The sequence below is a fragment of the Acidovorax sp. Q11 genome, assembly GCF_054950075.1.
In genome coordinates, this window is the sequence record NZ_JBUDZG010000053.1 from 1 (window position 1) to 13,167 (window position 13,167).

The 13,167-nt window shown below is 66.2% G+C and carries 11 protein-coding genes; all 11 read left to right on the forward strand.

The window, feature by feature from the left end:
- Positions 1 to 353: 353 nt before the first annotated feature.
- Positions 354 to 1,103: a TetR/AcrR family transcriptional regulator gene (locus tag ACYZGB_RS22220; protein WP_462391107.1), complete on the forward strand. Its 750-nt coding sequence runs from the start codon at positions 354 to 356 to the stop codon at positions 1,101 to 1,103.
- A gap of 28 nt (positions 1,104 to 1,131) precedes the next feature.
- Positions 1,132 to 2,061, forward strand: a complete 930-nt coding sequence (locus ACYZGB_RS22225) for an SDR family oxidoreductase (RefSeq protein ID WP_462391109.1) — start codon at positions 1,132 to 1,134, stop codon at positions 2,059 to 2,061.
- Complete coding sequence (locus tag ACYZGB_RS22230) at positions 2,058 to 3,671, forward strand: acyl-CoA carboxylase subunit beta (protein WP_462391111.1); 1,614 nt, start codon at positions 2,058 to 2,060, stop codon at positions 3,669 to 3,671. Before ACYZGB_RS22225 ends, ACYZGB_RS22230 begins: the two co-directional genes overlap by 4 nt.
- Positions 3,672 to 3,694: 23 nt before the next feature.
- Complete coding sequence (locus tag ACYZGB_RS22235) at positions 3,695 to 4,825, forward strand: DNA alkylation repair protein (protein WP_462391113.1); 1,131 nt, start codon at positions 3,695 to 3,697, stop codon at positions 4,823 to 4,825.
- A gap of 53 nt (positions 4,826 to 4,878) precedes the next feature.
- The gene (locus ACYZGB_RS22240) at positions 4,879 to 6,054 is read left to right on the forward strand and encodes an acyl-CoA dehydrogenase family protein (protein WP_462391115.1); all 1,176 of its coding nucleotides are present in this window, start codon (positions 4,879 to 4,881) and stop codon (positions 6,052 to 6,054) included.
- Between the two features lie 190 nt (positions 6,055 to 6,244).
- The gene (locus ACYZGB_RS22245) at positions 6,245 to 7,057 is read left to right on the forward strand and encodes an enoyl-CoA hydratase/isomerase family protein (protein WP_462391117.1); all 813 of its coding nucleotides are present in this window, start codon (positions 6,245 to 6,247) and stop codon (positions 7,055 to 7,057) included.
- 109 nt (positions 7,058 to 7,166) lie between these two features.
- A complete protein-coding gene (locus tag ACYZGB_RS22250; RefSeq protein WP_462391119.1) occupies positions 7,167 to 9,179 on the forward strand; it encodes an acetyl/propionyl/methylcrotonyl-CoA carboxylase subunit alpha in 2,013 nt (670 codons plus the stop codon).
- Positions 9,176 to 10,348, forward strand: coding sequence for an acyl-CoA dehydrogenase family protein (locus ACYZGB_RS22255; RefSeq protein ID WP_462391121.1), 1,173 nt, complete (start codon positions 9,176 to 9,178; stop codon positions 10,346 to 10,348). Before ACYZGB_RS22250 ends, ACYZGB_RS22255 begins: the two co-directional genes overlap by 4 nt.
- 14 nt (positions 10,349 to 10,362) lie before the next feature.
- Positions 10,363 to 11,250, forward strand: a complete 888-nt coding sequence (locus ACYZGB_RS22260; RefSeq protein ID WP_462391123.1) for a beta-keto acid cleavage family enzyme — start codon at positions 10,363 to 10,365, stop codon at positions 11,248 to 11,250.
- A 182-nt stretch (positions 11,251 to 11,432) separates the two neighbouring features.
- A complete protein-coding gene (locus ACYZGB_RS22265) occupies positions 11,433 to 12,554 on the forward strand; it encodes a Fic family protein (protein WP_462391125.1) in 1,122 nt (373 codons plus the stop codon).
- Between the two features lie 11 nt (positions 12,555 to 12,565).
- Positions 12,566 to 12,928: a 3-keto-5-aminohexanoate cleavage protein gene (locus ACYZGB_RS22270; protein WP_462391127.1), complete on the forward strand. Its 363-nt coding sequence runs from the start codon at positions 12,566 to 12,568 to the stop codon at positions 12,926 to 12,928.
- Positions 12,929 to 13,167: the final 239 nt, after the last annotated feature.

The window sequence follows — 13,167 nt, forward strand, 5'->3', positions numbered from 1 at the left end:
GGACGCTGGCTGGTTCATTGCTGGCTGCGATCTCGGCGCGCACGGCGGGCGTGGTGCGGGCGTTCTTGTGCAGGGCTATCAACATGGCTTCACTCCCTGGGTGGATTGCAAGGACTCTATCAACTCCCTCAAAACAGCTCGGGCCATGAAGAGTGGATAGCGTTTAGAGTCTATGCAATCATCCGGGATGCGACACATAGGCACGCGATCTGCTTCCAAATGAACAGCAAATCAGGCAGTGAATACCGGCGCTTAACCTCAAAAAGCACCCGTAGCAATCGCGATCAGACAAGCTATCTATTTTTACAAAGCACTTGCTTGCTAAAAATAAGCAGTTTTGCTATCGTGCCTGCATGGACTCACCCGTGCCGCGCACCCGCGCCATCGCCCCCACTCTCAAGAAGCCCCCGGCCCGCCCCCGCAGCAAGGCCGTAGCGCCCCTCAGCGCCAACTCGGCAACCACCACACAATCCCCCTCCGAAGAAACCACCCGCCGCCCCCGCGGCCGCCCCCGCAAGACCGCCGAAGAACTGGACGACGGCAACCGCCGTCGCAAGCTCATGGACGGCGCGGCCAAGCTCTTTCGCACCCAGGGCTTTGCCGCCACCAGCACGCGCGACATTGCTGCGGCGGCAGGCATGCACAGTGGCTCGCCCTTCTACCACTTCGAAAGCAAAAGCGCGCTGCTCTACGCCGTGATGAGCGAGGGCATGACCATGGCCACGCAAAGCCAGCAGCAGGCACTCGATGCACTGCCCGCCGCGGCCACGCCGCGCGAGCAGTTGCGCACGCTCATTCGCCACCATTTCGAGATCCTGCTCGGCCCGCGCAGCAGCTTCATCCCGGTGATGCTGTACGAATGGCGCTCGCTCACGCCTGCGCAGCGCAAGGGCATTGCCCGCATCAAAGACAGCTACGAGGCCACCTGGATGCCCGTGCTCGAAGCTCTGGCACAGCAGGGCGCGCTGCAGGCCGAGCCCGGTGTGGCGCGGCTGTTCATCTTCGGGGCGCTTAACTGGGCGGTGCAATGGTTCTCGCCCAAGAAGGGCAAGTCGCTCGACGCGCTCACCGACGAGGCGTTGGCCTTGTTTATCCGTTCATAACAAACAACCCCATCAAGGCAGAGTCACCATGGCCCCCACCGCGCGCAACGCCTACCAGTCAGTGTTTGCTCCGGGCCTGTTCCTGGGCCAGGTGGTGTTGGTCACCGGCGGTGGCTCCGGCATTGGCCGGTGCACGGCACACGAACTGGCACACCTGGGGGCGCATGTGGTGCTGGTGGGGCGCAAGCCAGAAAAGCTGCTGGCCGTGGCCGAAGAGATCACCGCCGATGGCGGCCGCGTGTCCTGCGAGGTGTGCGATATCCGATCCGAGGAAGGTGTGGTGGCGCTGGTGCAGCAGATCATCGCTGCGCAGGGCCACATCGATGCGCTGGTCAACAACGCGGGCGGGCAGTTCATGTCGCCGCTCGAATCCATCAGCGCCAAGGGCTGGGAGGCCGTGCTGCACACCAACCTCACGGGCGGCTTTTTGATGGCGCGTGAGTGTTATCGGCAGTGGATGGCGCAGCACGGCGGCTCGGTAGTCAACATCGTGGCCGACATGTGGGGCTCCATGCCGGGCATGGGGCACAGCGGGGCTGCGCGCGCGGGGATGGTCAGCTTGACGGAAACGGCAGCGCTGGAATGGGCGCACAGCGGTGTGCGCGTGAACGCCGTGGCGCCGGGTTACATCGCCTCCAGCGGCATGGACAACTACCCGCCCGAGGCGGCAGACATGCTGCGTGCCATGCCGCGCACGGTGCCGCTCGGGCGCTTTGGCAACGAGGCCGAGGTGTCGGCCGCAATTGCCTTTTTGCTCAGCCCGGCAGCCAGCTTCATCAGCGGCACCACGTTGCGGGTGGACGGCGCACGGCCCCAGGTGCGCATGGGCTGGCCGCAGCGCCCGCCTGGTGCCACCGCCGCAGCACACCCGGCCGTGCGGCCATTTGACGGCTTTCACCGCGCGCAGGTGCCGCAGGTGTTTGCACCTTCCCACACCCCCAAGACCGAGGCCGCATGACCGCCGTCTTCACTTCCCGATTCAACCCAGTCAGCGCCGAGGCCACGCAGCGCCGCGCGGCGCTGCAGGCCCGCCTTCATGCTCTGCGCGCGTTGGAAGAGCGTGCCGCCGCCGCCTCGGCCCGGTCGCTGCCCCAGTTTGAAAAACGCGGCCAGCTGCTGCCGCGCCAGCGGGTGGCGCTGCTGCTGGATGCGGGTGCGCCCTGGCTGCCGCTGTGCACCCTGGCGGGCTACCTGCAGGACGTGAAAGATCCCGAGAAGTCCGTGCCCGGTGGCGGCATGGTCGCGGGCATCGGCTTTGTCAGTGGCGTGCGTTGCATGGTGGTGGCCAGCGATTCAGGCATCGAAGCCGGAGCCATCCAGCCCATGGGCCTGGAAAAGATCTTGCGCGTGCAGGAGATTGCGCTGCAAAACCGCTTGCCGTTCATCCACCTGGTGGAGAGCGCGGGCGCCAACCTCATGCGCTACCGGGTGGAGGGCTTCGTGCACGGCGGCACGCTGTTCCGCAACCTCGCGCGGCTGTCGGCGGCAGGCATTCCGGTTATCACCGTGCAGCACGGCTCGGGCACCGCAGGCGGCGCCTACATGCCCGGCTTGTCGGACGTGGTCATCATGGTGCAGGGCCGCTCGCGCGCCTTCCTGGCCGGGCCGCCGCTGCTCATGGCTGCGACGGGCGAGATTGCGACGGAAGAAGAACTGGGCGGCGCCGAGATGCACACGTCCGTTTCGGGCCTGGGCGAATACCTGGCCCAGGACGACCGCGAGGCGATCGGCCTGGCGCGCGATGTGGTCGCGCAGCTGGGCTGGAACATGCCCCGGCGACCCAGCGTGCCCGCACCTCTCTTGCCCGCAGATGACCTGCTGTCCCTGATGTCTTCCGACCTGCGCCAGCCCGTGGACATGCGCGAGGTGATGGCGCGGCTGGTGGATGGCTCTGAGCTGCTCGAATTCAAGGCCCGCTACGGCATGGCCACCGTGTGCGCGCAGGGCCACATCCAGGGCCATGCGGTGGGCTTCATCAGCAACAACGGCCCCATCGACGTGGCGGGCGCCAACAAGGCCACGCACTTCATCCACTGGATGTGCCAGCTGGGCCACCCCATCATCTACCTGCAGAACACCACTGGCTACATGGTGGGCAAGGACAGCGAGCAGGGCGGCATGATCAAGCACGGCAGCAAGATGATCCAGGCCGTGACCAACGCCACCGTGCCGCAGATCACCATCCAGTGCGGCGCCAGCTTTGGTGCGGGCAACTACGGCATGTGCGGGCGGGGCTATGCGCCGCGCTTCCTGTTCTGCTGGCCGGGGGCCAAGACAGCGGTGATGGGCGGCGAGCAGGCCGCGCGCACCATGCAGATCGTGACCGGGGCGGCGCTGGCGCGCAAAGGCATCATGCCCGACCCGGCCGAATCGCAGGCCCAGTTCGACAAGATCGTCGCCATGTTCGAGGCCCAGGCCGATGCGTTCTACACCAGCGGCCTGCTGTTGGACGACGGCGTGATCGACCCGCGCGACACACGGGCCGTGCTGGCGTTTTGCCTGGACACATGCGCCGAGGCGCAGGCGCGCACGCTGCGGCCCCTGAGCTTTGGCGTGGCGCGGATGTAAGCGCTTCGCACGCAATCTCCCCGATGGCCGAGCCTCTCAAATACCTGCTGAATGACACCGTGCCCCCGCGCATCGCGGCCATGGTGCGCCGTGCGTGGCGCAAGTTCGACACCACCGCGTTTCTGCAGCAAGTACAGCCCGGCTACGAATCGCTGGAGCTGATGGCGCGCGGCCAACGCATTGCGCACGCCCTGCAGGCCCACCTGCCGCAAGACGTGCCGCGTGCGCTGGGCGTGCTGGTCGATTCGATGGACCCGCCGATGGGCCTCGATGCGGCGGGTGAGCCCGATGCGGGTGACCGCCCCTACAGCGCCTTTTTGTATCTGCCGCACAGCATCTACATCGGCACACACGGTCTGCCGCATTTCGAGGCGGCCATGGCCGCGCAGCACGCGCTCACCCAGCGCTTTACGGCCGAGTTCAGCATCCGCCCCTACCTGCTGCACCACCAGGGCGCCACGCTAGCGCGGCTGCGTGACTGGGCGGAGGACGACAACGCCCACGTGCGCCGCCTGGTGAGCGAAGGCACGCGGCCCCGCCTGCCCTGGGCGCCGCGTTTGCCTGCATTCCAGAACAACCCGCAACTGGCCCTGCCGTTGCTCGATGCGCTCAAGGACGACCCATCGTCCTACGTGCGCCGCTCCGTGGCCAACCACCTGGGCGACATCGCCAAGGACCACCCCGACCTGGCCGTGTGCACCGCGCGCACCTGGCTGCAGGGCGCACCCGCCCCGCGTGAAGCCCTGGTGCGCCACGGCCTGCGCTTTCTCATCAAACGGGGCGACGCCGCTGCGCTCGATGCCCTGGGCGTGGGCCATGCCGTGGCGCTGGACGTGCGGTCCGCGCGCGTGCTGCCCGCCCGCGCACGCATCGGCGACAAGGTGCGTATCGAGGCCGAACTGCACAACCCCACGCCCCAGCCCCAGCGCGTGCTTGCGGACCTGAAGGTGCACTACGTCAAGGCCCACGGCGGCGCGGCGCCCAAGGTGTTCAAGCTGCAAACGCTGGACATCGCACCCGGTGCCACCGTGGCGGTGGGCAAGACGCTGTCGCTGCAGCAGATGACCACACGCACCCACTACCCCGGCGCGCACCAGGTGGAGCTGGTGCTCAACGGGCGGCCACAGCCGCTGGGGCAATTTCAGCTTTCGTGATCGAGGTTTGCAGGCACACAAACATACAAACGCAACAGCAGGAGACAAGCACCATGCAGTTCACACACGAGCACCGCGAGATCCAGAAAACCCTCAAGCGCTTCATCGACGAAGAGATCAACCCCCATGTGGACGAGTGGGAGGCCGCAGAGATCTTCCCCGCGCACGAGGTCTTCAAGAAGATGGGCAACCTGGGCCTGTTGGGCCTGTGCAAGCCCGAGGAATACGGCGGCCAGGGGCTAGACTATTCGTACAGCCTCGCCATGGCCGAGGCACTGGGCCACATCCACTGCGGCGGCGTGCCCATGGCCATCGGTGTGCAGACCGACATGTGCACCCCGGCGCTGGCGCGCTACGGCAGCGAAGAACTCAAGCGCCAGTTTCTGGCCCCGGCCATCGCGGGTGACATGGTGGGCTGCATCGGCGTGAGCGAGCCGGCGGCGGGCAGCGATGTGTCGGGCATCAAGAGCGTGGCCCGCAAGGACGGCGACGACTACGTGATCACCGGCCAGAAGATGTGGATCACCAACAGCCTGCAGGCCGACTGGATGTGCATGCTGGTCAACACGGGCGAAGGCCCCGTGCACAAGAACAAGAGCTTGGTGATGGTGCCCATGCGGGATGGCCCGGGCGGCAAGCTCACCCAGGGCATCGAGGTGGCGCAGAAGATCCGCAAGATCGGCATGCACAGCAGCGACACGGGCCTGATCTACTTTGACGAGGTGCGCGTGCCGCAGCGCTACCGCATTGGTGCCGAAGGACAGGGCTTTATCTACCAGATGCAGCAGTTCCAGGAGGAGCGCCTGTGGTGCGCCGCCAGCACGCTCGAATCGCTGAACCACTGCATCCAGTGGACCATCGACTACGCGCAGGAGCGCAAGCTGTTTGGCAGCACGCTGGCCGACCAGCAGTGGGTGCAGTTCAAGCTGGCCGAACTCAAGACCGAGGTCGAGGCTTTGCGCGCACTCACCTACCGAGCCTGCGACCTGTACGTGAACGGGCAGGACGTGCTGGAGCTGGCCAGCATGGCCAAGCTCAAGGCCGGCCGCCTGAACCGCGAGGTGCCCGACACCTGCCTGCAGTTCTGGGGTGGCATGGGCTTCACGCTGGAGAACAAGGTCTCACGCATGTACCGCGACGGGCGGCTGGCGTCGATTGGCGGCGGTGCGGACGAGGTGATGCTGGGCATCCTCGCCAAGCTCATGGGCATTGCGAAGCGACCCGTATGAGAGGCAAAAGGTTGTCCCTGCAGCGTGATGCGCACGCAGTACTGCCCCTCTCCCCTCGCGGGAGAGGGGTTGGGGAGAGGGGGCTGATTTGGCGCTGCCTCCCAGTCCGGCTCCCCCTCTCCCCAGCCCTCTCCCGCGAGGGGCGAGGGAGTGAAGTCAGCCCGCTGCGTGCGAACCATGGAATACGGAAATGACCGCCGCTGTTTTGCTCATCGACCGCATGCCGCTGCCCAGCGGCAGTGTCGAAACCTGGACGCTCAACGACCCGGCCAGCCGCAATGCGCTGTCAGAAGCCATGGTGGACGCCCTGCTGGCCGCGTGCGAGCGGGCTGTGGCTGATGCCGACCTGCGCGGTGTGGTGCTGCGTGGCGCAGGTGGTCACTTCTGCGCGGGTGGCAGCCTGGGCGGATTTGCCAAGACCATTGGCCAGCCCCTGGCTGAGGGCGAGGCTGACCCGCTGGTACCGCTGAACCGCCGCTTTGGCGCGTTGCTGCAGGCCCTGTGCGCGCTGCCGCAGTGGCTCATCGTGGCGGTCGAAGGTGCTGCGATGGGCGGAGGTTTTGGCTTGGTGTGCTGCGCCGACCAGGTGCTGGCCCACCGCGGCGCGCAGTTCGCCACGCCCGAGGTCACGCTGGGTATCGTGCCTGCGCAGATCGCGCCCTTTGTGGTGCGGCGCCTTGGCCCGCCTGCTGCGCGGCGGTGTTTGCTGACCGGCGAGCGCTGGGATGCTGCTGCCGCCCTGCGTTTGGGCCTGGTCGATGACGTGGTGGAGGGCGACATGGATGCTGCTGTACGGGCTGCCATCGCACGCCACGCCGCCGCCGCACCCCAAGCTGTAGCCGCCACCAAACGTTTGCTGCTGGCCCAGCACGAAACGCCGTTGCCCGCGCTGCTCGATGACGCCGCCCTCGCCTTTGCGCAAGCGCTGCGTGGCCCCGAGGCGCCGCAAGGGCTGGCGGCGTTTGCTGCGCGCAAGGCGCCGCCGTGGAGTGCGAACTCATGAAGAAAATCCTCATTGCCAATCGGGCTGTTCATGCCGCAGGCATGGCGAAGCAGATTGCCCGTGCACGCGCAGCGTGCTGGCGGGCGATGGAGCCGCGAGGGCACAGCCTATGAAAAAGATACTGATCGCCAATCGCGGCGAGATCGCACGCCGCATCATCCACACCGCCCACCGCATGGGCATCGAAACGGTGGCGGTCTATTCCAACGCCGATGCCAACGCCCTGCACGTGCGCGAAGCCACTCAGGCCATCGCGCTGGGCGGCGCGGCCAGCGCCGACACCTACCTGCGCACCGACAAGCTGCTGGCCGCCGCCCGTGCCACCGGCGCCGATGCCGTGCACCCCGGCTATGGCTTCCTCAGCGAGAACGCCGACTTCGCCCAGGCCGTGGTCGATGCGGGCCTGACCTGGATCGGCCCCTCGCCAGCCGCCATCCGCGCATTGGGCAGCAAGTCGGGGGCCAAGGCCCTGGCCCATGCGCACGGCGTGCCCTGCTTGCCCGGGTACTCCGGCGACGACCAGAGCGACGAACGCTTTGCCGCCGAGGCAGCGCGCATCGGCACGCCCCTCATGGTCAAGGCCGTGGCGGGTGGGGGAGGGCGCGGCATGCGCCTGGTCACCGACCTGGCGCAGTTGCCCGCCGCATTGGCCAGCGCACGGTCGGAGGCGCTGGCGGGTTTTGGCTGTGGCGACCTGCTCATCGAACGCGCACTGCTGCAGCCGCGCCATGTGGAGGTGCAGATCTTTGCTGACGCCCACGGCGCATGCATCCACCTGGGCGAGCGCGATTGCTCGGTACAGCGCCGCCACCAGAAGATCATCGAAGAGTCCCCCAGCCCCGCCGTGGACGCAGTGCTGCGCGAGCGCATGGGCGCCTGCGCCGTGGCGCTGGCACAGGCCGCTGGCTATGTGGGCGCTGGCACGGTGGAGTTTCTGCTCGACGGTGAAGACTTCTTCTTGATGGAGATGAACACCCGCCTGCAGGTGGAGCACCCGGTGACCGAAGCGCTCACGGGGCTGGACCTGGTGGAGTGGCAGATCCGCGTGGCGCGGGGTGAGCCGCTGCCGCTCACGCAAGACCAGGTGCATCTGCAAGGCCACGCCATCGAAGTGCGCCTGTGTGCCGAAGACGCGCATTTCCGCCCCCACACCGGGCGCGTACAGCAGTTCAGCGCGCCACCGGCCGCCGCCTTTGAGCGGGCTGCGCCGGGCGCGCTGCGCTTTGACCACGCGCTGGAAGAGGGCGCTGAAGTTTCGCCCCACTATGACGCCATGCTGGGCAAGCTCATCGTGCACGCCCCCACGCGGGCCGAGGCCATCGCCGCCCTGGTGCGCGCGCTGCAGAGCACCCGCGTGCTGGGCCTGCCCACCAACCGCGCGTTTCTGGCAGCGTGCCTGCAGCACCCGGTGTTTGGCGCGGGGCATGCCCTGGTGCCGTTTCTTGCAGAGCACGCCACGCAACTACAAGAACTGCTATCAAATATAGAGCTTGAAGTGTTTGTGCAGAGCGCGGCGGCGGCCATTTTTGCTTCAAATTCTTCGGGCGCCGAGCCTGCGCAACTGCCCTGCGCGCTGGCCCGGCCGCTGCGCCTGCGCCACCAGGGTCAGGTGGTTCCGCTGGCCGTGTGCGAGCTGGGCGCGGGGCGGCTGTTGGTGGAGCATGCGGGCGGCACCACCCATCTGAAGCTGGCGCCGCAGGCTGCGGGCATGGTGCGCATCACCACCACGCAGATCGGCGCGGAGGGTGATGTGCGCCATGCCGACCACACGGTGCGCGCCGTTCCGGTGGGCTCACTGCGCTGGCACTGGCAAACCGGTGGTGTGGATGGCTGGGTGGAAGACGCATCGTGGGAGCCCGCCGCGCGCGCCGATGCAGCGGGCGGTGCCACCGAGCTGCGCGCCCCCTTCAACGGCAAGGTGGTTGCGCTGCCTGTGGCCGCAGGCCAGGCGCTGGCGGCGGGCGATACGGTGGTGGTCATCGAATCCATGAAGCTCGAACACAGCCTGGCCAGCCCTGCCGCCGCCACCGTGGCCGAGCTGCTGGTAGCGCCCGGCCAGCAGGTTTCGCCCGGGCAGGTGCTGGCCCGCTTTGCACCTGCCACGCAAGGAGCGCCCGCATGACCGCCACATCCGACGCGACCCCTGTGAGCAACGAAGACCGCACCGCGCTCACCGACACCGTCACCCGCTTTGCCCGCACCGAGATCGCGCCGCATGTGGACGCGTGGGACGCGGCCGGTGAATTCCCCCGCAGCCTGTACCGCCGCGCGGCCGACCTGGGCCTGCTAGGGCTGGGCTACCCCGAACAGTACGGCGGCACACCCGCCAGCTACGCCTTGCGCTTGCCGCTGTGGCGCGCGCTCAGCCGCCACGGCGCCAGCGGCGGTGTGCTGGCCAGCCTGCTGTCGCACAACATCGGCCTGCCGCCGGTGCTGGCCCATGGCAGCGACGCGGTGCGCGCCGAAGTCATCCCACCCGTGCTGGCGGGCGAGCAGATTGCCGCACTGGCGATCACCGAACCCGGTGGCGGGTCCGACGTGGCCCAGCTCAAGACCACCGCGCGGCGCGAGGGTGATGAGTACATCGTCAACGGCGAAAAGGTGTTCATCACATCCGGCATGCGCGCGGACTGGATCACAGTGGCTGTGCGCACTGGCGACGCTGGCAGCAAGGGCAGCGGCGGCATATCGATGCTGCTCATCCCCGGCCACAGCGCAGGCCTGTCGCGCAGCAAGCTCGACAAGATGGGCTGGCTCTGCTCCGACACCGCCCACCTGCGCTTTGACAGCGTGCGTGTGCCCGCCTGCTACCTGCTGGGCGAAGAGGGCGCGGGCTTTCGCATCATCATGGCCAACTTCAACGGCGAGCGCTTTGGCCTCGCCGCGTCGGCCCTGGGCTTTGCCGAGGCCTGCTACGACGAGGCCCTGGCGTGGGCCCGCCAGCGCAAGACCTTTGGCGCCGCGCTGGTCGAGCACCAGGTCATCCGCCACAAGCTGGTGGACATGCAGATGCGCATCCAGTCCACCGCCGCGTGGTGCGAATCCGTGGCAGCGCAGGCCGATGCGGGCCGCACCGGCCCCGAGTGGGTAGCGCAGGTGTGCCTGCTCAAGAACCACGCCACCCAAACCATGCAGTTCTGTGCCGACCAGGCCGTGCAGATCCTGGGCGGCATGGGCTTTATGCGCGGCACCGTCAGCGAGCGCATCTACCGCGAGGTCAAGGTCATGATGATCGGCGGCGGTGCGGAAGAAATCATGAAGGACCTGGCTGCACGTCAGCTCGGCATTTGAAGGAGACAGCCACCATGCACAGCACCGACCACGGCAACAAAGCCATCATCACCTGCGCCATCACCGGCGTGCTGACGGACCCCGGCCAGCACCACGTGCCCGTCACGCCCGAGCAACTGGCCAAAGAAGCCCGCCGTGCCTGCGACGCAGGCGCCGCCGTGGTCCACGTGCACTTTCGCAACCAGGAGCCCGGCAAGGGACACCTGCCCAGCTGGGACCCGCAGGTGGCGCGCGACTGCGTGCAGGCCATGCGCGAGGCCTGCCCGGGTTTGATCATCAATCAGACCACCGGCGTGGTCGGCCCCAACTACCAGGGCCCGCTCGATTGCCTGCGCGCCACCCGCCCTGAGATGGCGGCGTGCAACGCCGGCTCGCTCAACTACCTGAAGGTGCGCAGCAACGGCACCTGGGCCTGGCCGCCCATGCTGTTCGACAACCAGCCCGCCAAGGTCAAGGACTTCATCGACGTGATGCTGGAAACCGGCACGCTGCCCGAGTTTGAATGCTTTGACGTGGGCATCGTGCGCTGCGTGGAGATGTATGTGCAGACCGGCATGTACACAGCCCGCCTACCCGAATACAACTTTGTGATGGGCGTCGAATCCGGCATGCCTGCCGACCCCGACCTGCTGCACATCCTGCTCAAGCTCAAGATCAAGGACGCCCCCTGGCAAGCCACCGTCATCGGCCGCAGCGAGATCTGGCCCGTGCACCAGCGCGTGGCCGAGTTGGGTGGGCACTTGCGCACGGGGCTGGAGGACACGTTCTATCTGCCGGATGGGACGAAGGCGGATTCGAACGGGCCGTTGATTGAGCAGCTGGCACGGTATGCGCGCAATGTGGGTCGGGAGGTGGCTTCGCCGCAGGAGGCGCGGGCGATGTTGGGGTTACAGGTGCTCTAGCTTGCGTCAAGTGGGCAATCGCTCACTTCGGTCGTTCATCTTGGAACGATCAACACCGCGCTTGGGCACATCATTTATTTAACATGACGGCCCAATCATGTTAAAAAAATCGTGCTTTTTTAACGCATCATGGCGCTCATGTGCGTTTTTTGCGTGAATCCAGACACGAACAGAATGACTCCATGACATTGCAACCCAGCTACTCCATCCCCAAGCTTCCGCCGCTGGGTGTCGATTTTCAGACGCCAGAACTGCTCAAGGCATTGGTCGCGGCCCATCGCCATCTGGCGGAACTCAAGGGCTGCGCAGCCAGCATTCCCAACCAGGCTATTCTGATCAACACCTTGGCATTGCAGGAGGCCAAGGCGAGTTCGGAAGTGGAAAGCTATGTCACCACGCAGGACGAGTTGTTTCAGGCGGATTTGCACATCGCCGAATGGGTGTCGCCCGCCGCCAAGGAGGTGTCGCGCTACCGAGAGGCGCTGAGGCACGGATTCGACCGCATGCGAGAGCAACAAGGCATCCTGGGCAATGGCACGCTGATTGCGCTGTTCCAGTTGCTGAAGAACAGCAGCGAGACGTTTCGCACCGGTGGCGGCACGGTGCTCAAGAATGAGAAAACCGGCGCAACCGTCTTCGTGCCACCGCAAGACAGCTCGCAGGTGCAAGCCCACATGCAGGCGCTGGAACAATTCGTCAACGATGACTCGGCCAGCGACCTGGATCCGATCATCAAGATGGCGCTGATTCACCACCAGTTCGAAAGCATCCACCCTTTCAGTGATGGCAATGGCCGCATCGGGCGGATTCTGTGTGTGCTGTATTTGGTGCGCACCGGCTTGCTGGACACGCCCGTGCTCTACCTCTCACGCTACATCAATCAGTACAAGGGTGACTACTACCGTTTGCTGCAGGAGGTGCGCGATGCGGAAGGCGACCCGGCAGCCATTGCCGCTAGCTGGCAGGCGTGGGTGGTCTTCATGCTCAATGCCGTGGCGCAGACGGCGCGCCAAGCCGTCCAACTGGTGGGGGGCATGCGCGACCTGATGGTAGAAACCAAGCGCCGCATGCGGACCGATACCCCCAAGCTGTATTCGCAGGACTTGCTCAACAACCTGTTTCGCCACCCCTACACGCGCATCGAGTTCGTGCAGAACGACCTGGGCATCACCCGGCAGACCGCCGCACGCTACTTGCGACAACTGGCCCAGGCCGGGCTGGTGCAGGAGCACAGCCAAGGCAAGCACTTGTATTTCATCAACGCGCCGCTGGTGGAGTTGTTGGTGCGTGGGGAGCGTGGATAAACAGGCATCTGATGGGGGCGTGTAAGCCGAGCCTGCCCGAATACAACTTTGTGATGGGAGTCGAAGCCGGTCTGCCCGCCGACCCGGACCTGCTGCCCATCCTGCTCAAGCTGAAAATCAAGGACGCACCCTGGCAGGCCACCGTCATCGGCCGCAGCGAGATCTGGCCCGTGCACCAGCGCGTGGCCGAACTGGGCGGGCACCTGCGCACGGGGCTGGAGGACACGTTCTATCTGCCGGATGGGACCAAGGCGGATTCGAATGGGCCGTTGATTGAGAAGCTGGCGGAGTACGCGCGCAATGCGGGGCGGGAGGTGGCTTCGCCGCAGGAGGCGCGGGGGATGTTGGGGTTGAAGGATGTGGGCATGCCATAAGAGCTGGCGCGTTCCTTCTCCTGGTTCTTCATCCCTGCAAATTAGTCAGCTATTGATCAATTCGCAGGGATGAAACGACGCTCTCGTTGTCGCGCCTGTAGGTCGGATTAGCCCTAGCAGGCTGAAGAAATACTCCCCAGATTCCAAGCCCGTCCTGCCCCACAGCCGCAGGCTGGCTCGCTTTTTTCACATTCCGGGATTAGCGGGCCCAATTGGGCGTTTTATTGCACTTCGGAGGC